Annotated in this window: 20 protein-coding genes; 9 read left to right on the plus strand and 11 right to left on the minus strand. The window is 63.4% G+C overall.

Annotation, left to right across the window (positions count from 1 at the left end):
• Positions 1-92 precede the first annotated feature (92 nt).
• The 11 genes from ACQR3T_RS16115 to ACQR3T_RS16165 form a co-directional block, all read right to left on the minus strand.
• Positions 93-755, minus strand: a complete 663-nt coding sequence (locus tag ACQR3T_RS16115; RefSeq protein WP_428694110.1) for a TetR/AcrR family transcriptional regulator — start codon at positions 753-755, stop codon at positions 93-95.
• Between the two features lie 301 nt (positions 756-1056).
• Complete coding sequence (locus ACQR3T_RS16120; RefSeq protein ID WP_428694111.1) at positions 1057-2082, minus strand: hypothetical protein; 1026 nt, start codon at positions 2080-2082, stop codon at positions 1057-1059.
• Between the two features lie 5 nt (positions 2083-2087).
• Positions 2088-3203, minus strand: coding sequence for a glycosyltransferase (locus ACQR3T_RS16125; protein ID WP_428694112.1), 1116 nt, complete (start codon positions 3201-3203; stop codon positions 2088-2090).
• Positions 3200-4345, minus strand: a complete 1146-nt coding sequence (locus tag ACQR3T_RS16130) for a lipopolysaccharide biosynthesis protein (RefSeq protein WP_428694113.1) — start codon at positions 4343-4345, stop codon at positions 3200-3202. Before ACQR3T_RS16130 ends, ACQR3T_RS16125 begins: the two co-directional genes overlap by 4 nt.
• A 13-nt stretch (positions 4346-4358) precedes the next feature.
• The gene (locus ACQR3T_RS16135; RefSeq protein ID WP_230592657.1) at positions 4359-5426 is read right to left on the minus strand and encodes a glycosyltransferase; all 1068 of its coding nucleotides are present in this window, start codon (positions 5424-5426) and stop codon (positions 4359-4361) included.
• Complete coding sequence (locus ACQR3T_RS16140; RefSeq protein WP_032376055.1) at positions 5426-6043, minus strand: acyltransferase; 618 nt, start codon at positions 6041-6043, stop codon at positions 5426-5428. Before ACQR3T_RS16140 ends, ACQR3T_RS16135 begins: the two co-directional genes overlap by 1 nt.
• Positions 6040-7014 (minus strand): GDP-mannose 4,6-dehydratase, encoded by a 975-nt coding sequence (locus ACQR3T_RS16145; RefSeq protein WP_428694114.1) that lies wholly within the window; start codon positions 7012-7014, stop codon positions 6040-6042. The genes ACQR3T_RS16140 and ACQR3T_RS16145 overlap by 4 nt, the downstream gene beginning before the upstream one ends.
• Entirely contained in the window at positions 7011-8006 is a 996-nt protein-coding gene (locus tag ACQR3T_RS16150) for a GDP-mannose 4,6-dehydratase (protein ID WP_428694405.1), read from the minus strand. Before ACQR3T_RS16150 ends, ACQR3T_RS16145 begins: the two co-directional genes overlap by 4 nt.
• Positions 8006-9142 (minus strand): glycosyltransferase, encoded by a 1137-nt coding sequence (locus ACQR3T_RS16155; RefSeq protein ID WP_428694115.1) that lies wholly within the window; start codon positions 9140-9142, stop codon positions 8006-8008. The genes ACQR3T_RS16150 and ACQR3T_RS16155 overlap by 1 nt, the downstream gene beginning before the upstream one ends.
• A gap of 426 nt (positions 9143-9568) precedes the next feature.
• Positions 9569-11005 (minus strand): cellulase family glycosylhydrolase, encoded by a 1437-nt coding sequence (locus ACQR3T_RS16160; RefSeq protein ID WP_428694116.1) that lies wholly within the window; start codon positions 11003-11005, stop codon positions 9569-9571.
• 160 nt (positions 11006-11165) lie between these two features.
• Complete coding sequence (locus tag ACQR3T_RS16165; RefSeq protein WP_428694117.1) at positions 11166-12587, minus strand: O-antigen ligase domain-containing protein; 1422 nt, start codon at positions 12585-12587, stop codon at positions 11166-11168.
• A 110-nt stretch (positions 12588-12697) separates the two neighbouring features.
• Between ACQR3T_RS16165 and ACQR3T_RS16170 the strand changes: the two genes are divergently transcribed.
• The 9 genes from ACQR3T_RS16170 to ACQR3T_RS16210 all read left to right on the plus strand — a co-directional run bounded on the left by ACQR3T_RS16170 (position 12698) and on the right by ACQR3T_RS16210 (position 22822).
• Positions 12698-14158 carry a polysaccharide biosynthesis tyrosine autokinase gene (locus tag ACQR3T_RS16170; RefSeq protein WP_428694118.1) on the plus strand — a complete coding sequence of 487 codons (1461 nt, stop codon included), beginning with the start codon at positions 12698-12700 and terminating at the stop codon, positions 14156-14158.
• A gap of 5 nt (positions 14159-14163) precedes the next feature.
• Positions 14164-15408, plus strand: a complete 1245-nt coding sequence (locus ACQR3T_RS16175) for an alpha/beta hydrolase family protein (protein WP_094619002.1) — start codon at positions 14164-14166, stop codon at positions 15406-15408.
• Positions 15405-16082: a YveK family protein gene (locus ACQR3T_RS16180; protein ID WP_428694119.1), complete on the plus strand. Its 678-nt coding sequence runs from the start codon at positions 15405-15407 to the stop codon at positions 16080-16082. The genes ACQR3T_RS16175 and ACQR3T_RS16180 overlap by 4 nt, the downstream gene beginning before the upstream one ends.
• The gene (locus tag ACQR3T_RS16185; protein ID WP_428694120.1) at positions 16079-17323 is read left to right on the plus strand and encodes a lipase family protein; all 1245 of its coding nucleotides are present in this window, start codon (positions 16079-16081) and stop codon (positions 17321-17323) included. The genes ACQR3T_RS16180 and ACQR3T_RS16185 overlap by 4 nt, the downstream gene beginning before the upstream one ends.
• Before the next feature lie 16 nt (positions 17324-17339).
• Positions 17340-18611: an acyltransferase family protein gene (locus tag ACQR3T_RS16190; protein WP_428694121.1), complete on the plus strand. Its 1272-nt coding sequence runs from the start codon at positions 17340-17342 to the stop codon at positions 18609-18611.
• A gap of 4 nt (positions 18612-18615) precedes the next feature.
• Positions 18616-19836 carry a lipase family protein gene (locus ACQR3T_RS16195; RefSeq protein WP_428694122.1) on the plus strand — a complete coding sequence of 407 codons (1221 nt, stop codon included), beginning with the start codon at positions 18616-18618 and terminating at the stop codon, positions 19834-19836.
• An 11-nt stretch (positions 19837-19847) separates the two neighbouring features.
• Positions 19848-20699, plus strand: coding sequence for a sialate O-acetylesterase (locus ACQR3T_RS16200; protein WP_428694123.1), 852 nt, complete (start codon positions 19848-19850; stop codon positions 20697-20699).
• A 314-nt stretch (positions 20700-21013) separates the two neighbouring features.
• Positions 21014-22459, plus strand: coding sequence for a sugar transferase (locus ACQR3T_RS16205; protein ID WP_428694124.1), 1446 nt, complete (start codon positions 21014-21016; stop codon positions 22457-22459).
• 63 nt (positions 22460-22522) lie between these two features.
• Positions 22523-22822: a hypothetical protein gene (locus tag ACQR3T_RS16210; RefSeq protein WP_141215806.1), complete on the plus strand. Its 300-nt coding sequence runs from the start codon at positions 22523-22525 to the stop codon at positions 22820-22822.
• The last annotated feature ends 87 nt before the right edge of the window (positions 22823-22909 follow it).

Below are 22909 nucleotides of genomic sequence, written 5' to 3' on the forward strand. Positions count from 1 at the left end.
CTAAACTGTCTCAGTGATGGCCGAGGCTATCAGCCACTCAAGACTGGCACAAGATGAATGGCGACGTGAAGAAAGGGTGGCACGTACGAGAACTACCCTTGGTGAGGGTCAGAGGGTGGGCCGAGAAGGGGCAAGATGTACCGCCGAACGTAGGCACGAGACGCATCGGGGGTAGCGAAGTCGGCTGTGGTTCGTGGGTTGGCGATCAGGGACAGCGACAGTCGACCAGTGATCTCACTGACGGTACGGAGATGTGTCATCACGGATTCGTCCACGGGAGCCTCGCCGTACAGCTGGGTCTTCCACAGCTGGGCAGAGAATTCACGCACCGTCGCGATGAGATCGTCGTCGAACAAGGTCTCGAGAAGCATTTCGCGATCGGTTTCGCGCAGTCGCTCCAGCATTCTGTTGTCATGGACGAACTCCAGTGTGATCGCAAGCGAGGAGGTCAGCGCATCTTCCACGGACGCCGCGCTGGTCCTGGCGACGTTGGATTCTTCCATGAACCGGTTGAGTTCACGCAGAAAGATGGCGTCACGCAGTTCGTCTTTGGAGGCGAAATAGCGGTACAGCGTCGCTCGGCCGATGCGACCACGTTTGGCTACATCGCTCATCGTCATGCGACGCCAACCGAGAACTGTCACGGCCTCGATTGCCTCGTCGACAATTCGCGCGGCAACAGGGTCGTTCAGTGAGCGCTGAACAGGCGTATCTGCCCCCAGCAGCGACCGAAACACGCACTGCGTCTGCCTCACGTATGTTCCTGCCCTGTCGATTCTCTGCGGCCCCGGACACGAAGATTACCGCAGCGCGACGTATGACCGTGCTGACGATGCACGTGACGACACCGAACCTGAGGGTTCAGTATCGAGTCGAATGAGCGGGATGCCGCGTATGAAGGGCGATCGTGAACCGTGAGGTGCGCTCACCGGACCGCCCCTGCGGCTGAGTAACCTCACACCCCTGCTGCACGGTGCGCGACCTTTCTATGAGTTGAACTCGGGCGCGCGGTCGGGAAAAAGGGTGTGAGGTCCTGAACCCGAACCCTTCAGCGATTCACGAACCCCGTACTACGTCGAATGCCGGCTTGTGGCTGAAGTCCGAGCGCAGCAGTCCGTAGTTCTGTTCCGAATCGGCGGGGTCGGTTCCCGAGTCACGCAGCGAGTGCACGAACACCGGTCCCACGTAGGGCAGTGACGACGCCTTGGCCAGGCTCGAGCCGATGATTGCGGCCTGTGCGTCCTCGGTGACGGCCATCGGACCGTTGCCGGTGGGTGCGCCCAGTTCGGTGATCCAGATCTTCTTGCCGCCGTCGCCGTTGGCCGCCATGGTGCCGTAGGCCTGATCCACCTGCGCCCATTGGCCGTTGGGATCGTTCTCGACGGTGAAGGGGAACGTATAGGGATGCAGCGCAACGGCATCCATGAATCCGCCTGCTCCTGCTGCGTACATCTGCTGGAGGAAGGTCACCGGCGCAACGGTCCAGGCACCGAAGTTCACGGTGGTGGCCAATCCGGCGCTGAGCACGGTGGCTCCGGCGTCGGCGTTGTGGATCGCGGGGTAGGCGGCGCGCAGCAGACCGGTGTAGCGGGCGGCGTCGACGGGCGCGAAGAAGGTGGGGATGTTGGGCTCGTTCCACACCTCGTAGCTGTCGACGCGATCGCCGAGGTGCGCCGCTGCGGCACCGGCGAATGCACCGAAGGTGTTGGGATCCAACGGAACTGCGCCCGGCAGCGGGGAGGCGACGCCACCCTGTGCCCATGCGGGGGTTCCGCCCAGCACGGCCAGTACCGAGTAGCCCTGCGCCGTCGCGGCATTGATCACGCGATCGGTGTTGCCCCAGTCGAACACTCCGGGTGCTGTCTCGATGGCCGCCCAGTTCACTACCACCCGCACCCACGAGGCACCGATCTCGCGTCCGGCCCCGAGCTCGTTGTTCAGAGTGGCGTCGTCGAGCGTCAGGAACGGAGCTCCGCCGGTGAATCCGAGGTCGGCCGGTGCCGCATGCGCCATGGGTGACGAGAGACCGACGGCGATCGCGGCGGCTGCCGCAACGGTGAGCAGACGTGAGCGGAGGGTCATGGCGATCATCCTAGGGTGCGTGTCAGCGGAGCACCGATCAGTGACTCCACGGTGGAGTGGGGGATGCGATCGTGCCAACGTGCGGAGTTCAGTTCGTAGATGCGCTCGCCCGCTTTGACGGCGGCGGTGCGATCGAGCAGGTAGCGGCGGCATTCGGCGACGAACTGCTCTTTGTCGTCGAAGGTGGGCAGCTCGAAGATCGAGTCGAGGGATCCGACGGCCGCGGAGGTTCCGACGACGGGTAGGCCTTTGCTCGCGGCGTCGAGGATCTTGACGCGTACGCCGCCGCCGGTGGCGACGGGTGCGATCAGAGCGCGGCAGGTGCCGAGGAAGTCCTGCAGGTCGTCGACGAAACCGAGGTCGCGAACTCCGGCCGGATAGACGGGATCCTTGGCACCCGGGGCCTTCGCGCCGATGATGCACAGCTCGGCACCGTCGATGCCCGCAGAGATGGCCGGCCAGTACTCCAGAGCGATCTTGAAGGCCTCCTGGTTGGGCGGCCAGTCGCGAGTGCCCATGAACACCAGACGTTGTGCGGTCTCGGCCAGATTCAGCTGCGGCGCGGGTTCGAGGGTGAGGTCGATCCAGCGGGCGTCACGCACACCTTTGTCTCGGTACATCTGTGCCTCGTCGGCGTCGTACGTCCCGACGGCATCCGCTGCGCGGGCTACGCGAATCTCGTCGCGCAGGATGCGCGGCGCCTCGATGCGGCCGATCAACCCGCGCGTCACCTTCCACACCTGCGATTCGGTGTTGACGGTGTTGATCGCGAACGGTGACCCCAGTTTGGCCGAGCGGAGGAACGACTCGGCCATGTAACTGTGTTCGGCCACATACACATCCGAGCTCGATGCGTCGATGGCATCACGGAAGGCGTCGACGTCGTAGCGCCCGTGTACCACCGAGCGGGTCGGCCTCAGGGACTTCGCCAGCAAACCGACATCGACCTTCGGCTTGGGAACGCGGACGACATCGGGAGCTACATCGGTCTCCTTGGACAGGCAGATCGAGCGCACCTCGAAGGCCTCGCGGGCCAGCTGCATCATCAAGCGAGACAATGCGATGTCGCCACCGTGTTCGGTGACGGGGTCCTTGGACAGCAGGAAGGTTGCGCGTCTCATTGCGTCACTTCTTCTTTCACCGGATCTCGGTACAGGGCGCGCATGAACCAGACGAGGAGCACGGCATCGGTGATCACCGACGCCACGGCTGCGCCGACGGCACCGAAGGGGAACAGGCACAACACGAGCACCATCTTCAGCGGCGCGAGTGTTGCGGCAGCCAGCACCCGCGTGCGGTCGCGATGCTGGAGGTACAGCACGGTGGTGAACACATGGTTCATCACCCGCATCACCACGAACAGGGACATCACCACCAGAGCGCCGGCAATCTGCGGGGATGCCGGAGTGAAGAACAGTACGATTCCGGCCGCCAACAGCAGAGATCCAGCGGCACCGCCGAGAATCGCCGTGTGCCTCAACGCCGGACCGGCACTGACCAATCCATCTGCTGCGCGCAGCTTTTCGTGGAAGGTGTTGCCGAAGGCCTGGCCGATGAAGGCCACGGCCCAGGCCGTCACCGCAGCGACGGAGTAGTACCCGGCGATCGTCGAGTCCGTGAGGAAGCCGAGCAGCAGCACGTCGCCCTGGATGTAGACCGCGTTGGCGAGGTTCTCCGAGAACAGCATCGACATCTCGCGCCACGATCCGGGGATGCGCGGTGCCGCGACCCGGGTCTGCAGCGCGGCCAGCAGCGCGATGACGAAGTACGGCGCAGCGTAGAGCAGGCTGGCCTCCGTCAGCGACGGGTCGGGAACGGCGAACAGGTACGCCGTTGCGAGCGCGATGGAGGTCGCTTGGCGAGTGGTGTCCAGGCGCTGTGTCAGATCAGGACGGCCGTCACGCAATGCCCTGCTCTTGTAGGCATTGAAGACCAACTCGCCGCCGCCGATGACGAGGGCGAACCAGGCGATGTAGCTCACCTGCACCAGGCACAGTCCGCCGACGATCAATACGGCACCGGCCAGCACACGAGTGGTGCGCTCGCCCAGGAACTCTCGTTCGCTCACGCGGATGGAGCGCACGGTGAACGGGTGATCCAGGGGTGCGGCGAGAATCGCGGCCAGTGCGAACGCCATGGCGTATTGGCCGTAGTCGCTGATCCCCAGTTTGGCGATCAGCGCGACGGTCCACAGCAGGCCGATTCCGCGCCCGCCGTAGGTCCACAGGGCGGCGACCCCGGCCTTGATCAGATTGCCGTTCATTTCGACCACCGCATCATTTCGACCACACAGCCACGAAGTTCTCGGCCACCAGGTGGGGAGCGTTGGCGCTGCGCAGTGTCTCCACTTCGTGGCGGAGTCGGGTCAGCGCTTCTCGATCGGTAACTAGGCGAGCGGTGGCGTCGGCGATCTCGACGGTTCCGCCGGCGACAACCAATGCACCGCCGTCGGTTTCGGAGAGCGCGCCTTCCTCGAGGCAGACGACCGGGGTTTGGTAGGCGATGGCACGGCTCACCGAGCCGGAGGCAGGGAACGCGTCGCCGTAGATGGATCGTTTGCCGTAGGGCACCACGAGTGCACGGATGGATTCGAAGAAGGCGTCCTCGTCGGGTCCGTTCACCTCTCCGAGAATCTCGACGCCGTCCACGGGGTCGAGCAGTTCGGTTCCGCGTCCGGCGATGCGAATGGCAATCTCGCTCGGCAGACGATCTCGCAGCTGCTGGAGCTGATCGAATCCTTTACCGCGGTAGACGAATCCGAACAGGCCGACGGCAAGTGGGCGATCTTCGGCCGGGGTGATGTCGGGCCGTTCGGGGACGAAGTGCATCACAGCTTCTGCCGTCACGGCGGGGTAGCTGCGTTCCAGGGAGTCGGCACCGGAACGGGTGAGTGCGAACAGCGTTCGACGGCCGACGACGGCGCGTTCCAGCCTGCGCCACGCTGCCCGAAGTGGGTAGTGCAGGCCGTGGTTGAGCACCTTCTTGCCGGCCAGGAATTTGGTACGGGCGGGCCACCAGACGATGCCGGGTGGATCGTGCACGGTCGCGGTCACCAGTGGGTTGCCGGTGAGACGAGCGGTAGCCCAGAACGGCATCACCGAGCCGCCGCTGAGTTCGCAGTGCACGATGACGCGCTCCGGATCGGCGTCGACGAGCTCCTGTATTGCTTTGCGGTGCCGCAGAATGTCTCGTACCGAATGCGACCCGGGTCCGTCGTGGCGATACTCGATCACTTCGCCGAAGTGGTGGCGCACAGCGTCGGCGAAATCATCGGCATAGTCGCCTACCCCGCCCACTCCGGATCGAGGGGCGAGGTAGACGAGTCGGCAGTCGCGCAGAATCATCAGTAGAACAGCGGCCGATACTTCGGACGGTAGGCGAGGGCCTTGGGATCGCGCATCGCGCGCACCTTGGCAGGCACTCCGGCGACCACTTCGAGTTCGCCCACGTCTCCGCGCACCATGGAGCAACCGCCGACGACCGCGCCGCGGCCCAGGGTCACACCGCTGAGAAGCGTGCTGCGACTGGCAATCCACACGTAATCGTTGATGACGCAGGGCTCGAGGATCGGGGTGAACTCCGGCGAGTTGTGGTCGTGGTAGCCGGCGATGATGTGGGTGTCACTGGCGATGACGACGTTGCTGCCGATCGTGATGCCGCCGCGGGCGTCGAGCATGCAGCGGAATCCGATGGAGCACGCGTCGCCGATGGTGAGGCCCTCGGGATCGAGGATGGTGGTGCCGCGGAAGATCGAGACGTCCTTGCCGATCGTCGCTCCGAACGCGCGCAGGAAGTTCTGCCGAATCCAGTGTGACGGAATGAAGGTCACGAACATGTTGAAGCCGAGCGTGCCGATGCGATTGCGCAGCTTCCGCTTGAACGTGATGTCCTGCATCTTGTAGTTCGACACGTCGTAGATCTCGGGTTCCGCGTCGCCCACAGGCCGTTCCACCGCTGTCATGCTGCCATCTCCTCGGTCATGTCGAACTCGACCATCGCCTTGACGATCTGATCGAAGTCCTTGGTCGGTGCCCAGCCCAACAGGTCCCGGGCTTTGGTGGCGTCGCCCACCATTCTTGCCGAGTCGGCGGGTCTGAGCATCTCGGAGTCACTGCGGACGTAATCGCGCCAGTTGTCGATCCCCACCGCCTCGAACGCGGCGGTGACGAAGTCCGCCACGCTGTGCGCCTCGCCGGTGGCGACAACAAAATCGTCTCCCTTGCCGTAGTCGGCCATCGCTGCCATCGCGTCGACGTAGTCGGGTGCCCAGCCCCAATCTCGCTCCGAGGTGAGGTTGCCGAGCTCGAGCGTGTCACGAGTGCCGCGGGAGATGGCGGCGGCCGCCTTGGTGATCTTGCGGGTCACGAAGGTTTCCGGTCGCCGCGGCGATTCGTGGTTGAACAGGATGGCATTGGTTGCTTCGAGACCGCGGGATCGGTAGACCTGAACCATGTTGTGGCTCAAAGCCTTCGATGCGCCGTACGGAGAAGTCGGGGCAATTGGGGTTCCCTCGTTCTGCAGGGATACTCCGGATCCGGCGAAGATCTCGGCACTGGATGCATTCACCACCATGATGCGCTTGCCCGACGCCTCCTGCTGCGTGAAGCAGGCATCGAGCAGGGCAGCCGCCGATACTCCGTTCACCCGGGTCGTGAGAACCGGGTCGTTCCACGAGCGCCACACCGACGAGATGCCGGCGAGGTGGAACACATAATCGGGTTCGATGTCGCGAATCAGAACCTGGGCAACCCCGGGCTTGCTGATATCGACGTGGTGTTGCGCGACGTGCGGGTTGACTGTGCCGTCGTTACCACCTGGCTTGGCTACACCGTGGAGGGCCCAACCGCGTTCGAGCAGAAGCTCGGCGAGGTAGCTGCCGTCCTGGCCTGCCACTCCGGTGATCAGCGCGGTCGGGCGGTGCCCGGTGTTCACGCGATTGCGGCCGTGTCGGGCGACTGCTCGGCAAGGTCGTTGTGCACCATCATCGCAACCAGTTCGGGGAAGGCAACCTTCGGCTTCCAGCCCAGTGCTGCATGGGCTTTGGCGGAGTCACCGACGAGTAGATCGACCTCAGCGGGACGGAAGAACTGTGGGTCGATCTTGACGTAGCGCTCCCAGTCCGTGATGTCCACTGCGGCGAACGCATGGTCCAGGAGTTCTCGGATGGAATGTGTCTCGCCGGTGGAGATCACGTAGTCGTCGGCCTCGTCCTGCTGCAGCATCAGATACATGGCCTCGACGTAGTCGCCGGCAAATCCCCAGTCGCGCTTGGCGTCGAGGTTTCCCAGCGAGATCTCGGTCTGCAATCCGAGGGCGATGCGGGCGACGGCCTGGGAGACCTTGCGAGTGACGAATTCCGGCCCGCGACGGGGTGATTCGTGGTTGAACAGAATGCCGGAGCTGGCGTGCATGCCGTAGGACTCGCGGTAGTTGATGGTCATGTAGTGCCCGTAGACCTTGGCCACGCCGTACGGGGACCGGGGCCACAGGAGCGTTTCCTCGCGCTGCGGTACCTGCTGGACCTTGCCGAACATCTCCGAACTGGACGCCTGGTAGAAGCGGACCTGCTTGCCCGATACCTGCTCGTAGAGCCGGGTGGACTCGAGCATGTTCAGCACACCGCCGCCGGTGACATCGGTGGTGAGGCGCGCGTTCTCCCACGAGTACGCCACGAACGAGACGGCTCCGAGGTTGTAGACCTCGTCGGGGTCGGCGACGGCAAATGCGCGCATCAAGGCCGAGAGATCCAGAAGATCGCCGTGCAGGATCTGGACCTGAGGTAGCTCCCGTTCGACCATGGCGGCCTTCGGGTTGTTCTGTCCGCGAATCAAACCGAAGACTTTGTATCCCTTGTTCAACAGCAGTTCGGCGAGGTAGAGGCCGTCCTGGCCGGTGATGCCGGTGATCAGTGCGCGCTTGGTCATCACGATGCCGCCCTCTCCATGTTTTCTGTGTACATCTCGGACACTGCCGCGTGCAGTTCGGCGGCGAAGCGTTCTTCGTTGAATTGCTCGACGTGCGCTTTGATCTTCAAGGGTTCCCACGTGGTTCGTTCGAGGATTGTCACCGCGTCACGGATCGAATCGGGTTGGGGCTGATCGAAGTACACACCGGATACGCCTTCCTCGACGGTGTCGAGGAACCCGCCCCAGTGCAGCACTGCGCTGGGCTTGCCGTGGAAGCCCGCTTCGATGGGGGTCAATCCGTAATCTTCATAGCTCGCGGCGATCAAACCGTTACAGCCTTGGTAGAGCCAGGTCATCTGTCCCGAGGTCAGATCGCTGAGCATCAGTACGTTGTCGGACTTGAGCTTTCGCAATCGGTCTGCCTCGGGGCCGCGGCCGACGACGATCAGCTTGCGGTCGGTGCCGGCGAACGCGGCCATGACCTTGTCGACGTTCTTGTACGGCAGCAGCCGTGAGATGCACAGGTAGTAGCCCGAGCCGCTCAGAAAGGCCTCCGCCTCGGGGATCGACTCCGGCGTCGCTGTCTCGACGGTGAACGGCGCGGGTAGCACCGTCGACTCGATGCCGTATGCGTCGGTGATGCGTTGCTTCACCACGGTGGAGATGGCGAGATATCGGTCGGCCGAGAGGGCCGCTCGTTGGTCCCAGGTGCGCAGCGGCGCTGAAAGTGTCTTGAGCGCAGCACGTTTGAGCGGACTCCGCGCCTCACCCAGGTACATCTGTGATTCGTACAGCCAGCGTGCCGGGGAGTAGCAGTAGACGAGCTTGCGACCGGAGGTGTGGAAGCCGTGGGCCCAACCGCTGGTACTGGTCAGCACCACGTCGGCGTCGATCTCGATCGACGAGGACGCGAACGGGAGCAGTGGGAGGGCGGCGCGGTGGTTCTTGCGAAGGAACCCGACTCGGTTCAACTTGGAAGGCCGCACGTCGAGGTCGGAAAATTCGGGGAACGTCGTCGACGGCTCGAAGAGTGTGGTGTAGATGGGCGCGTCCGGGAACGCGCGAGCCATCGCCAGCACCACCTTCTCGGCACCGCCGCGTTGGGTCAGGTAGTCATGGGCAATCGCAACGCGAAGCCCAGTGCCGTCGGTCATGGTTCCACCTGGCAGCGCTTACGTGAAATAGCATGCGACACAACAATACTCGTATCCATCAGTTACCCATCGTGTCGAACCGTACTCGAATGGAGCGAGAACATCTCGAGCACCGACCGGGTTCGAGCGTGCGGCACTGCACGACGGAACCGTGGACAAATCGGCGTCCCCCGACGAGACATACGAACAATGGACGTAATCCTGCCACGAAGAGTCATTCGTTCGCTGTATATGAATATCCGTTTCCACGACAAATAGATAGCTCTGAGTGAGGTTCTTCACAACGCAAATTAATCCAGCGAGCCGCCGAAACCCTGCCTTCGCCCAGAGTTAACTTGACCGCAATGAAGACGCCGAGAAAGTCCACTCAGAACGCGAATAAAAGGGCCTATCGGTATGTGAATTCCCAAGCAGATAGTGCCGAATTCAACGGGTGACGGTTGTCCCCACGAAGGGAGCCCAGGTGATGGCGCCGTACTGGAACGTCACGCGCACGCCGCCGCCGTACTGAGGGACCTCGTCGCTCGTGGCAGGGCCCAGGGTTGGATCCCAGGCGCTGAAGATGCCACCACCGATGTTGTGGGTACCGCCGACGGCGGTGGAGAAGACACGGAGGCCGTAGGGGCTGTCGAAGTCCTGGTAGGTGCCGTTGAACGGTGTGGTGGGTAGGAATCCGGTGTACCGGATGGCCTCGGCCACAGCGCGGGGTACGCCGACGAATCCGTTGGGCATCTCGTACACCACGGCGTCCTGCCGATACTGGGCCCACGTGTCGCGAACGGGGAACACCGGGCCGAGGACGGCTCCGAAGTTGTTGGGAGCGGCAGCGAAGCGGTTGTACTCCGGGGTCCTCGGAATGTTGTTCTGCAGCAGGCTCATCAGCGCCCATAGCGCGGGCTTGGCCGACCAATCGGTGTGCAACAGCCCGAAGGTCATCTCCGGATCGTTGCTGCCGGTCTGCTGGTCACGCAGCTGATACAGGAAGATCGGGCCGGTGTACGGCAGCTCACGCCACTTGGTGACGAAGTCGGTGATCATCGCGCTCTGCTGATCTTCCGAGGCCACCGAGGTCGGCACGCCGTACTCGGTTCCCCAGATCTTCTTGGCGCTGTCGCCGTTCGCCACCATCGTCGCGCGCATGTCCATGACCTGCCGGGCCGGGGAGTGATCGACGTACGGGCCCTCGGAGAACTTCAGCGAGTACTGATACGGGTGGTAGGAGAGCGCGTCGAAGTAGCCCTTCGCGCCTGCCGTGTACATCTGATTGGTGAAGTCGACGGGGTTGACCACTCCGTATGCCTGCTCGGCTGCACCCAGCACGCCGCCGACGACTGTCGCGGCCGAATCGGCTGCTTTGATCTTGGGATATGCGGCCTTGAGCAGGGCTGTGTATCCCGACGCGTCGGGTTGCGGTGCGTAGAACATCGCCCCGTTCGGTTCGTTCCAGATCTCGTAGTCGGCCACTTTGCCCTTGTACCTGGCGGCGACTTTGCCGGCGAAATCACCGAATGCGGCCGGCGAGGCAGGGCGGGTGTTGATGGGTTGGTTCACCGGCGAGGTGGCCCACGATGGGGTGTAGGCGATGATGCCCAGCATCGAGATATTGGCTGCTCGCAGCTTGTTCACAATGCGGTCGACGGGTGCCCAGTTGAGCTGCCCCTGGGTGGGTTCGACGGTCGACCACGGGATGGCGATGCGCATCGACTTCACACCCATGGCGGTGACGAATTGGACGGTGGTGTCCAATTCGGCGTCCGTGGACCAGAGCAGGCCGCCGCCGTCCGAGATGCCGACACCGGGAGGTGTCGGGGCTGCTTGGGCAGGCGCTTGCGCTCCGAATGCAAGACCGGCAGCGACGATCATCGCTGTTGTCGCTGAAATCAATGTGCGAAAGCCACCGCGAAAGTGAACCATCTTCAATTCTCTCCACCAGGGGGCCTGTGCCAACGTTCGACGGGCCGGTGCGGAGAATCATTGCACTACAAACTGGGTTTTGTGCAATTCCCAAATACCGTCTCGATCGTTATGAAACTGCTGGTCGAGCTTCTCTCGGTGAAACCAAGCTTTTCGTTTCGAGAGCGTGGGCGTTGTCGGCAAGTGGATCGGTTTCCGACGACTTTTCCCATGCGTAGACGAGAAAGGCGTACATCACCGAAAACGCCATCGTGGTCGCTGGGATCGTGACAACGGGGAAGTCGAGTTGCAGCGCGACGACGGCGAAGCCGATCATTCCGCCGCCGTAGAACCCGTACTCCCACTGCCGGGCGCGCAGCAGTTTGTATCCGACCACGGCGATGACGACGAGTATCGCGACGAAGGCGATGCCGGCCACCAACCCTCCGCGGTAGATGGTCAGCAGCGGGGTGTTGGCCACGTAGTTCACTTCGAAAGCGACCGTGGGGTCTTTGAATTCGGCACGGCCCCAGCCCAGTCCGAACATCCAGTGGCCCTGCATGTGGCCGGGGAACTCCACCAGAGCGTCGCCGCGTGCACTCGAGCCTGCGTCCCCGCTACCGAACGACGAGAAGACGCGATTGCGCACACTCGGTACTGCGAGAGCCCCGACGAATGCTGCTGCGAAGGAGCCGACGATGGCGAGCCGCTCACGAGTGCGCAGTTGCTGGAACGCCAACATCAGCAGTACGCCGAACACCACGGAGAACAGCGCTGCGCGAGAGAGCGTCATGACGATCGACAGGAACAGCAGTGCGGCAAGCATTGTGCGCAGATAGCCGCGCAGAAGCAGCACACACAGCATCAGGGCCAGGACGAATCCGATGCCGGCCGCATTGGGGTCGATGTACGTCCCGGCCAGGCGAACGGTGGTGGCTCCGGTGGGGCTGTAGACGAAACGAGTGCTTTCTTCTTCGCTGCCGTAGCCGAAGATCGACAGGTAGCGAATCAGTTTCCCGGCCGGATCCGCGACGAAGATCAGCACGGCGAAAGCGGCTGCGGCCGAGGCGGCGTAGACATAGATTCTGCCGAAAAGAGCCAGCTCGTCACGCTGCATACGCAACAGGCAGACGACGACCAATGTGGAAACGACCCATTGGCCGAATTCCACATAGTCGACGAGTGCGCCACTGGTTGCGAACAACGACAATGCCGAGAGAATGAGCAACGCGATCATCGGCATTTCCGGCCATGTGATGCGGCTCACCGCTGTGCGGTGGATCACAGTAGCAAGGATGACCGCGATTCCCAAAGCGAAAATTAACGGGGCGTGAACGCCGGGCACATATCCGAACGGCAATGCGCCGAGTGAAAAAGCAAGAGCGCGAGTCAGATACAGCGGATGACGTAGGCCGATGTACGCTCCCACAGTCAGCACGACGAGGGCGAACGCGCCCAGTTTCGCTGGAGTTCCGCCGAGAATCATTGCGAATGTAACGAACACGGGGACGACCACGATGGCCGCCGCACCGACTCGTTGCGTGATGCTCATAGGCACTGATGTTGTCACGCTTTCACCCGCTCGCAACATGTACGCCGTGCCGAATCGTTCGCTGCGCTTTATTCTTTCCCCTTGACCGACGTCATTCGATTGGAGCACTCGTGGAGATTCGAGAGTACGGGCGCATTCTTCGCGCGGGATGGTGGATCGTCGCGCTCGCGATGGTCGTCGGCATCGTCGGAGGTTGGGCCTACACATTCTTCACGACGCCGCAGTACCAGGCGTGCGCCCGTCTGTTCGTCACCACCGAAGGTGGCAGCTCGGTCGGCGAGGCCTACCAGAACAACCTGTTCTCGCAGGAACGCGTCACCTCCTATGCCGGATTGGCAACCAGCACACAGGTTGCCCAGCGGGCGATAAACCAGTTGCAGTTGGACATGTCTCCGGACGAGCTGCGTTCACGCGTCACCGCCACTCCGATCGACAAGACGGTGTTGCTCGATCTCTGCGCCACCGACGCCGACCCTGCGGTCGCTCAGGTCTTGACCAACGCGGTCGCCGGTCAGCTGACCCAGTTGGTGCAGGAGCTCGAAACCTCCCAGCGCGGTGGTAGCCCGGCCGCCGGTGCCACCATCGTCGATCAGGGCGATGTTCCGGCCGCACCGATCGGCATGGGGTTGACCACCGTCCTCGGACTCGGTGCTGCCATCGGCCTCGTCGTCGGTCTTGCACTCGCGTTGCTTCGCGGATTGCTGGACCGTTCTGTTCGGGATCGGTCGCGCGCGGAGGAGATCTCGGGCCGCACCGTTCTCGGCGGACTCCCGGTCGATGCCACACGGCCGAAGGCAGCAGTGGCGTCGATGATCAAGATGGGCGAGCCACTGCGCGCGCTGCGCACCAACATTCGCTTCCTCGGCGGTGGCTCGCCGCCGCGCATCATCACCGTCACGAGCCCGTCCGCGGCCGAAGGCCGCACCAGCACCGCCATCGATCTGGCGGCAATTCTTGCCGAAGCAGGGCACCGGGTGCTGCTCGTCGGCGGCGATCTTCGCAGCGCAGCCCTGGGAACTCGCCTGGGCATCGGTCAGCACAGCGGACTGTCGACGGTGCTCTCCGGTGAGCACGGCATCGAGGACGCGGTTGTGCACGATGTGTTCGACGGTGTGTCGGTACTGCCCTCGGGCCCGGTGCCGCCCAATCCGAGCGAGCTGCTCGGATCGGACCGTGCCCACGAGGTGCTCGAGGAACTGCGTGGCGACTACCGCTACGTCATTGTCGACACCCCGCCTCTGCTCGAGGTCACCGACGGTGCGATTCTCACTGCATTGGCAGACGGCACACTGGTTCTCGCGCGTACCGGTCGAACGACACGGGAGAAGCTGCGACGTGCGATCAAGGTGCTCGACGGTGTCAGCGGCACCGTGCTGGGCGTCGTCACCACGTTCGAGCCCTCCGCCCGACGCCTGCTCGGTGGAAACTCTTCGTCGTCCGGCGAGTCCTCGGTAAAGCCCTCTGCTGCAGAACCTTCCACTCCGGCTCCGTCGGCACCGGCCCAGTCCGCAGCACCCCGGCCTACGCCGGCGACGAGCGACACTGCGAGCTCCTCGGCGAGCAGAGGATAGCTTCGATGGCAGGTAGGTGCGCGGCCAAGGTCGGCGTGGTGCTGACCGTCGCGGCGGTGCTGGTCTCCTGTTCGCAGGAGGCACCCGTGGTCATCCCTCCCGGCGCGCCGACCGCTCCGGTCACGGCGTCCGCGACGGCGTCGGAGCCGCCTCCTCCGTCGAATTTCGGTGGTACGGCCCCGGGTTCGCTGATCTCGGCCGAACCGATAGACGACATCGCCGTCGACATCACCGAGCTCGGTGCCTCCGCTACCCGGGTGGTGTATCGGTCGACCTCGGGTGTCACCGGTCAACCGACGGAGGTCTCGGGAACCGTCATCGTTCCCGCCGGCACCGCGCCCGAGGGTGGCTGGCCGATCGTGTCGTTCGGACACGGAACCACGGGAGTGCTGAACGCCTGCGGCCCCTCGCTGTACGCGAACCTGCTCGGTAACGCTCCTATCGTGGCCGCTCTCGCTCTGAACGGATTCGCGGTGGCGATGACCGACTATCAGGGTCTCGGGCTCGAGGGGTCCTACCATCCCTACCTCGACTCGAAGACGTTCGGCTACAACATGATCGACGCCGTGCGTGCGGCCAGGAACTTCATGCCCACGCTGAGCTCTCGGTGGTCGGCATACGGGGTCTCGCTCGGCGGGATGGCGGCGTGGGCCGCAAGTGACCGCAACGCCGAATACGGCGGCGGACTGGAGCTGGTCGGTACGGCCGCGATGGTGCCGGTGTCGGATATGGCCGGTCTGGCCGACGCGGCTGCGAACGAGACGCTCACCCGAGCGCAGTATCCCTTGCTGATGTACGCGTTGGATACGCTGGCGATCTCGCATCCCGAGATGAATCTCGACGACTACCGGTCCGGCTTCGCGCGGGAGCGATGGAACGATCTGCTCGAGTGCGTCCCGCCGGGATCGTTGGACGTTCCCGAGTTGCAGACACAGCTCGAGCCCTCGGATCTGAAGCCGGTGAGCCAGGAGGCGACGGATCGTCTGCGCGGCTACCTCTCGGCAATGGCTCTGCCGCAACAGCGTTCGACAACACCACTGCTGGTCATGTACGGCAGCGAAGACGATCTGATACTCGAACCGTGGACCGAGAAGGCGTTGCAGCGCGCGTGCGATTCCGGAGACGTCGTGGAATACGAGCTGCATCAGGGTGAAGGTCACGGCAACCTGGACAGCAGTCGGTCGTTGCCGTGGGTCAAGGGCATGTTCGCCGGCCAGCGACCCGTCAACACGTGTGAGCAGAAGCGATGATCGCGCCGGCCGGTGTGCCGACCCTCAAGGACTACGGCCGTATTCTGTTGTCCGGCTGGGTTTTGATCGTGGCCGCCGCCGTACTGTCGGCGGGCGTCGCGTGGTTGGCGACATCGTTCGTGGAGCCGTCGTACACGGCAGCCTCACGAGTGTTCGTCACTGCGCCCGGTCCGCCGTCGCCCAAGAATTCGTTGGACGGGAACCGCGGATCTCTGGTTCGCGTCGAGTCGTATGTTCAGCTTGCCACCGGCGAGCAGGTGCTCCGACGGGTCATCGCATCCGAGGATCTGCCGATCGAACCCGCCGAGCTGAAGAAGGACATCACAGTGCTGCCGAGTCCAGGCTCTGCGCTGATCGAGATCTCGGTGGTGAACGCCGACGCCGACCGCGCCCGTGATATCGCCAATTCCGTTGCGGTGCAACTGGTGAAGCTGGCCGCGGAGATCGATCTGGGGGCCGACGGGCCGGTGTCTCAACTCACTCTGGTGGACGCGGCCACCACTCCGAACTCGGCAACCAGCCCCAAACGCACGAGCAACGCGATGCTGGGCGGCGTCATGGGGATCGTTCTCGGCAGTGTGCTTGTGCTCGCGAGGGGGATTTCGCGAGATTCGATCGACCATCGCGATCAGGTCGAACAATTGCTGGGGCAAGTCATGGGGGAGAAGCGATGAACTACACAGGAACGACGATGCTGCGCAGAGCGGCAACGGCCGGCGCAGTGGCGCTGGTCTTGATATCGGCGGGGTGTTCTTCGGACGACGCGGTGGTGGATCCGCAATCCGTGGCGGTCGGGGCCACGCTGCCCGCCGATTACGGCAACGACGGCCCGGGCTCTCTGGAGAGTGCGGAGGAGTTGCTCACCGTCGATCGCCGGCTCAGTGGGATCTCCTCCATCGCAGCGCGGGTGGTGTACACCTCGACGTCCGGAGTGGACGGATCCGAGCAACGGGTATCGGGCACCATCTTCGCCCCGGAAGGCACAGCGCCGGAGGGTGGTTGGCCGATCATCGCCTACGGCCACGGCACCACGGGGGTGCTCGAGGATTGTGGCCCGTCGACCGACCCGGAGCTGCTCGGCAGTTCCCAGATCGTTGCGGCGCTGGTGCGCTCCGGACACGTGGTTGCGGTCTCGGACTACCAGGGGCTCGGTCTCGACGGCACCTATCACCCGTATCTCGATGCACGTACCGTCGGGAACAACCTCATCGATTCGGTACGTGCCGCCCGCAAGTTGGTGCCGAACACCTCGACCCGATGGGCTTCGTTCGGTGGTTCTCAGGGTGGTCAAGCCTCCTGGGCTGCAAACGAATTGGCGAAGAGTTACGGCGCGGGTCTCGACATGGTCGGATCGGTCAGCCTGGTTCCTGCAGCAGACATCACCGGGTTGGCCGCGGCGGCGGCGAGCGGCACCCTCACTGAGGACCAGAAGCCGCTGCTGCAGTGGGTTCTGGTGGGCTTGGCTCAGGCTCACCCCGAGCTGAATCTCGACGACTACCGCAGGGGCATCGTGGCCGAGCGGTGGGACGAGCTGTCGGCCTGTGGCGGCGTCCTCGCTGCCGACCGTACATCCTTGGCGGCTCAGATCGGCGACGACGATCTCCGCCCGGCAACTCCGGAGGCAACCGCCACGCTCGAGGGTTATCTGAAGGAGATGAGCCTGCCCAAGTCGCCTGCGTCGGCTCCGATGTTGGTGATCTACGGCGGCAAGGACACGTTGATCTCACAACCGTGGACGGATGCGGCGATCGCCGCCGGCTGCGGCAACGGCGACAGCATTCAGTATGTGCTCCAACCGAATTCCGGTCACGCAGACATCGACGGTGCTGCTGCGTTCGGATGGCTGGCGGACCGGTTCGCCGGCACCGAGGCCGTCAGCTTCTGCCCACCGCCGGCTCCCGCTCCGGCTCCGTGACCTTCAGAAGGCAGCCATGACAGCAACTCCAGACAGCACCGCGGCCGCAGCAACCGATCCTGCGTCTCCGGTGAGCAGCGAGTCGAAGCGACCCGCTCGTATTCTCGGCCTCGACGGGCCGCGTGGCTTTGCGTGTCTGTGTGTGCTCGCCGTGCACGTCGGTGGTCACTACTCGCCGCAGACCGTGCTCACGTACAAGCTCGGGCTGCTCGGCCAGGGTCTGATCTTCTTCTTCGCCCTGTCGGGCTTCCTCATCTTCCTGCCGATGGTGCGAAAGTTGTTCGCGGGCAAACCGATGCCGAACAACGTCAGCTACGCGATGCACCGACTGCTGCGCGTGTTCCCCGCGTACCTGTTCATCTTCCTGTTCGCGAACTTCGTCATGCGCGCGGTGTTCGTGGAGAACGCGGCCGTCGCCGAGCGGCATTTCACCGACAACGGACTGGGCGTGCTCACCGATCCGCTGACGCTGCTGGCCAATCTGACTCTGGTGCACTCCTACATTCCGAGCATGCTCCAAACCGGGATCAACCCGTCGTGGTCGCTCTCGTTGGAGTTCGCGTTCTATCTCGCGCTTCCGCTGCTGACGGGCATCGCGTTCTATCTGCGTAAGCGAACGTCCATCTCGGCCCCGCTGCTGGCGATGATTCCAGTGGTGATCATGTTCGTCATCGGGGTGACCGGAAAGCTCTACACCGCCTCGCTCGTGGGGCCATCGGGCATCACCGATCCGAAGTTGTTGGATTGGGGACCCAACGAGGTCGCGGTACTCAGCCGTAGCTTCTGGTCGTTGGCCGACAATTTCACGTACGGGATGCTCGCAGCCGTGGTGTTCGTCGCGATAGACAACGGAATCATGAAGGGTGCCATCGCAACCAAGATGCGGTGGTGGACGGGAATCGCGATGATCCCCACCGCCGCGATCTCACTGAAGCTGATCGACGACAACTCTCGCTGGCAGAGTTCCACAGTCGCGCTCGGCTCGGCCCTGCTCATCCTGTTCATCATCGTTCCACTGGCCCGAGGGGAGAAGTCCTCGCTCGCCGAACGTGCCGATTGGGCACCGCTGAGCTATGTGGGAACGATCTCGCTCAGCGTGTACCTGTGGCACTTTCCCATCCTGATCATGGTGGGTCGCTTCGGTTGGATGGCCGGCGACAGCCCGTTGGGCATGCTTCGCAATTTCGTTCTGGTCAGCGCGGTCAGCATCGGGTTCGGAACGTTGACCTACCGTTTCATCGAGAAGCCGGCGTTGACCTACGCCCGTAGGTTCAAGGCCAGCAAATAGTTTCATGCGTCGAACACATCGAGCGCTCACCGCATTGCTGCTGCTGCCTGTCCTGGCAGGATGCGCCGCCGTCGTGCCGATCGGTGCGGGGGTGCAGCGCGGCGTCGCGGCGGCGGTAGGAGGCTCGGATCCCGAGCCGATGGTGATCGCGGACCCTGGGACTGGCAGCGGGTCGATAGTCAGTGCCGAGACCATGCCCAATCTGCCGATCCAGGTGCGGCTTTCGGGAGTGAACGCAGCGAAGGTGGTGTATCGCTCGGTACAGCCGGGAGCGGGGGAACGAGAAGTATCGGGCACGGTGTTCACCCCGTCCGGTGATGCCCCCGAGGGCGGTTGGCCGATCATCTCCTACGCCCATGGCACAACGGGCATCGAGCAGGACTGTGCGCCGTCGGAATCCAGCTCGTTGCTCGGTGCTTCGGCGCTCGTACAGGGCTACACCACAGCGGGATTCGCCGTGGCCATCACCGACTACGAGGGCCTGGGTCACCCCGGAAGTCACGCGTACCTGGACAACATCGCGGCCGGCTACGACGTCATCGATGCCGTGCGGGCTTTGCGCACAGTCTTCCCCGACGCAGGTACTCGGTGGGCCGCGTTCGGTGGCTCGCAGGGCGGCGGCGCTGCGTGGGCCGCGAACGAACTCGCCGGCTCCTACGCCCCCGAGTTGGATCTGGTCGGTTCGGTGGCGCTGGCACCGGGTGCGAACATGGTCGGGTTGGTGGACAAGGCGATTGCGGGGACACTGACCGAAGACCAAGGCCCGCTGCTGCAGTGGGTACTCGAGTCGTTGTCGCGACGTGATCCTGCCCTGAATCTCGACGACTATCGCAGCGGCAACGCCGCGCAGGACTGGGCTGCGCTCACCGGGTGTACTCCGGACAAGGCCGGTGCCCGCGACGATGCGGTGAAACGGCTCGGCGACAAAGACTTTGCGCCCAAGTCCGACGAGGCTGCGGCATCACTGCGCGAGGCACTGACGGCGATGGCCGTGCCCACGGGGCCGGCATCGGCACCGATGCTGGTGGCCTACGGCGACGCCGACACCTTCATCGACGCGTCGTGGACCGATGCGGCACTCGAGCAGGCTTGTGCGTTCGGAGACGTCATCACCATCGATCGACAGGCCGGGCGGGGGCACGGGGACGTGAACGGCGACGCCGTCAATCAGTGGATAGGTGATCGATTCGCCGGGGTACCGGCGCAGAACGATTGCAGTCGATGAGGGGGATTGAAATGGGATTTCGTGAAGACCTGAAGGTGCGTGCGAAGGACGTCGTCAAGAGGCGTCTGGGACGAGGCATTCCGGTGGAGGAGTTCGACGAGCCGTACCTGGTGGTCGCAGTGTTGGGGCAATCGAACGCGCATGGCGGGGGCCGTGGGTTGGATCGATCCGGTCTCGATGCTCCGCATCCACGGGTGCATCAGTGGGCGGCGTCGGGTCGGTCGAAGAACACCATCGTGGCGGGCAGCAATCCACTGTTTCACGAGGTCCCCTCCAAGGCAGTCGGATTCGCTCCCACGTTTGCAGCACACCTTGCAGATACGACGGGTAAGCCGGTGTTGCTCGTTCCTTACGCGCGCGGAGACTCGGGGTTTGCTCGCATCCATGGCATCTCGTGGGATCCGGCCGACACCGAGGCCCGCGTCAATCTGTTCTGGGCTGCTGTGCAGCGCATCCGAACAGGTCTGGCCACCAAGCCCGGAAACGAGCTCGCCGCGGTGCTGTGGCATCAGGGCGAGAGCGATGTGCCGTTGCTGACCGGGCCGGTGTACGCCGAGAAACTCGACAGTCTCATCGATGCCTTGCGTGAAGAATTCGGTGATGCACCGTTCGTTCTGGGTCAGATGGTGCCGGACGAAATCGAAGCGGGGGAGCCCAATTACGCCGTCATCGACGCGGTACATGCCGATACTCCGCGTCGACGGACACACGTTGCGTACGTGCCGGGCCCTAAGGGGCTCTACAACAGCGAAACCGAGAAAATTCACTACAGCGGTGCGGGGCAACGGGAACTGGGCCACCGAATGTGGACGGCCTTCGCAGGAATGGAACCGCGCGTCGTGCAATCGACCGACAATGCTTGACATAGCGCGAGAATCTGTTGCTCACTGGTCCCCGGGAGGGGAGCAGATCAAGGAATTCGGCAGTGCCAGAAACACAGTGGACGCCTGTGGTTAATGCACTCGAAACATGTAACGACCTGCGGCTTCGCGTCGATCAACATATCGTTATCACAAGTCACGTTCAGCACGACGAAGGCAGATAATAGGACTGGGAGGCACGGTGCTGTGTCGATCACGGAAGTTCGACAGAGCACACGTACCGAGGGGGAACATCAGTGTCGGTCAGCGATCTGAATACGCAGAATCCGGTAGTTTCGCGGCGCGACGCGAGGAGGATGCGGAAGGTGACGTCGCGGCGCGAGTGGGAAGCGCACTACACCGAGGGTCTGCGAGTGACCGACACTCTTGTTGTTCTCGGTGCCGTGACGGTTGCTCAGATCATCCGTTTCGGCGATATCGACTTCGGTCAACCGTGGGCCATCGTGAGCTATTTCGGCGTCTCGTCTGTACTCGCGGTGTTGTGGTTGGCGTTCCTCGCCATTTTCCGCACTCGTTCCCCGCGGGTGATCGGCAACGGGTCGGAGGAGTACGGACGCATCGTCTCGGCCACGTTCCGCTTGTTCGGCACCATTGCCATTCTGTCGCTGCTCTTCCGGTTCGACATTGCTCGTCTGTATCTCGCCATCGCACTACCTGTCGGCATGATCGGCCTGTTACTGAGTCGGTGGATTTGGCGCAAGGTGGTCGCCCGCAAGCGCGCAGGCGGCGGTTATCAGACGTCGGTGCTCATCGTCGGCAGCCGTAGTTCGGCGCTGTCGATGGCCAAATCGTTCGAGCGTTCCCCCCAAGCGGGCTACAGCGTAGTCGGAATCTGCCTCCCTAACTACGAGCCCAGCAACGACACGTCTTTCACCATCGACGGCGTCGAGATCCCCGTGTTGGGAGACGAGCACAGTGTGGTCGAGGCCATCGAGACCTCCGGAGCCGATACCGTCGCGGTGACGGCAACCGAGCACATCGGCCATCGCGGCCTACGAAAGATGGTGTGGGACTTGGAGAAGAAGAAGGTGGATCTTGTCGTCTCGCCGGGCGTGGTGGACGTGGCCGGCCCGCGGCTGGTGATGCGGCCGGTGGCGAACTTCCCTCTGATCCATGTGGAGAAGCCGCAGTACAACGGCGCGAAGCGGTTCAGCAAGACGGCCTTCGACTTCGTGTTCGCCGCATCGGTGCTGCTGCTGATCTCGCCGATCCTCATTGCGCTCGCGGTGATCATCAAGCTCACCAGCAAGGGTTCGATTTTCTACAAGTCCGAGCGAATGGGCATCGACGGCACGCCTTTCCAGATGATCAAGTTTCGCAGCATGGTGCAGGACGCAGACAGGCGTGTGCAGGAGTTGGCTGCCCTCAACGAGGGCGCGGGCGGCGTGTTGTTCAAGATGCGTGACGATCCACGGGTGACCCGCGTCGGTAAGGTGATGCGCAAGTTCAGCCTCGACGAGCTACCGCAGTTCGTCAACGTGCTCAAGCGCGAGATGAGTGTGGTCGGTCCGCGGCCGCCACTGCGCAGTGAAGTGGAAACCTACGACGGCGAGGTGCGACGCCGGCTGCTCGTCAAGCCGGGTATCACCGGGTTGTGGCAGGTGAGTGGCCGCTCCGATCTGTCGTGGGAGGAGAGCGTGCGCCTCGATTTGTCGTACGTCGAGAACTGGTCGATGACGGGGGATCTGCTCATCATCGCCAAGACCGCGGTGGCCGTGTTCAAGAGTGAAGGCGCGTACTGACGCCGGTCTCTTTTCGATCTCGTTCACCGTGCAGTCGGTCGGTTTTGTTCGTATCATATTGAGATGTCGACTATTTCGGAGAACGGATCCGGTATTACCATGGCGCAGAGTTCTTTTCATGATTTCTTGTCCGATCGAGTAGACCGGATCGCGCGGGTGCATCTGAATCGGTCGACCTCGCTGCACGCGGTGATCTCCGACAGCGTGGACGCCTATACATCGGCGTTCGCCGAGTATCACGGCACCGAAGCCCCGTTGGATCTGCTTGCCCCCGAGGTTCGCACCGAGCTGAGCGACTTCATCCACCGCTGTGCCGAGGCCGTCGAGGAGCCCGAGAACCCGCAGTTCCCCGTTCGCCGCTGAGAAACCTTCGCGTTGCTGGTCGTTCAGCGAGTTCTGTGACTGCGGTCTCCCGGGTGACGGCGGTGATCGCCTGTGTTTACTATTCCC

The sequence above is a fragment of the Rhodococcus sp. IEGM1428 genome (genome assembly GCF_050321865.1).
Lineage (GTDB): Bacteria > Actinomycetota > Actinomycetes > Mycobacteriales > Mycobacteriaceae > Rhodococcoides.

Bases quoted from the DNA above. Each gene is read 5' to 3' on its own strand.
- ACQR3T_RS16120 (WP_428694111.1), bottom strand. From the start codon at position 2,082: ATGACCCTCCGCTCACGTCTGCTCACCGTTGCGGCAGCCGCCGCGATC.
- ACQR3T_RS16125 (WP_428694112.1), bottom strand. From the start codon at position 3,203: ATGAGACGCGCAACCTTCCTGCTGTCCAAGGACCCCGTCACCGAACAC.
- ACQR3T_RS16130 (WP_428694113.1), bottom strand. From the start codon at position 4,345: ATGAACGGCAATCTGATCAAGGCCGGGGTCGCCGCCCTGTGGACCTAC.
- ACQR3T_RS16135 (WP_230592657.1), bottom strand. From the start codon at position 5,426: ATGATTCTGCGCGACTGCCGACTCGTCTACCTCGCCCCTCGATCCGGA.
- ACQR3T_RS16140 (WP_032376055.1), bottom strand. From the start codon at position 6,043: ATGACAGCGGTGGAACGGCCTGTGGGCGACGCGGAACCCGAGATCTAC.
- ACQR3T_RS16150 (WP_428694405.1), bottom strand. From the start codon at position 8,006: ATGACCAAGCGCGCACTGATCACCGGCATCACCGGCCAGGACGGCCTC.
- ACQR3T_RS16155 (WP_428694115.1), bottom strand. From the start codon at position 9,142: ATGACCGACGGCACTGGGCTTCGCGTTGCGATTGCCCATGACTACCTG.
- ACQR3T_RS16160 (WP_428694116.1), bottom strand. From the start codon at position 11,005: ATGATCGTCGCTGCCGGTCTTGCATTCGGAGCGCAAGCGCCTGCCCAA.
- ACQR3T_RS16165 (WP_428694117.1), bottom strand. From the start codon at position 12,587: ATGAGCATCACGCAACGAGTCGGTGCGGCGGCCATCGTGGTCGTCCCC.
- ACQR3T_RS16175 (WP_094619002.1), top strand. From the start codon at position 14,164: ATGGCAGGTAGGTGCGCGGCCAAGGTCGGCGTGGTGCTGACCGTCGCG.
- ACQR3T_RS16180 (WP_428694119.1), top strand. From the start codon at position 15,405: ATGATCGCGCCGGCCGGTGTGCCGACCCTCAAGGACTACGGCCGTATT.
- ACQR3T_RS16185 (WP_428694120.1), top strand. From the start codon at position 16,079: ATGAACTACACAGGAACGACGATGCTGCGCAGAGCGGCAACGGCCGGC.
- ACQR3T_RS16190 (WP_428694121.1), top strand. From the start codon at position 17,340: ATGACAGCAACTCCAGACAGCACCGCGGCCGCAGCAACCGATCCTGCG.
- ACQR3T_RS16195 (WP_428694122.1), top strand. From the start codon at position 18,616: ATGCGTCGAACACATCGAGCGCTCACCGCATTGCTGCTGCTGCCTGTC.
- ACQR3T_RS16200 (WP_428694123.1), top strand. From the start codon at position 19,848: ATGGGATTTCGTGAAGACCTGAAGGTGCGTGCGAAGGACGTCGTCAAG.
- ACQR3T_RS16205 (WP_428694124.1), top strand. From the start codon at position 21,014: ATGCGGAAGGTGACGTCGCGGCGCGAGTGGGAAGCGCACTACACCGAG.
- ACQR3T_RS16210 (WP_141215806.1), top strand. From the start codon at position 22,523: ATGTCGACTATTTCGGAGAACGGATCCGGTATTACCATGGCGCAGAGT.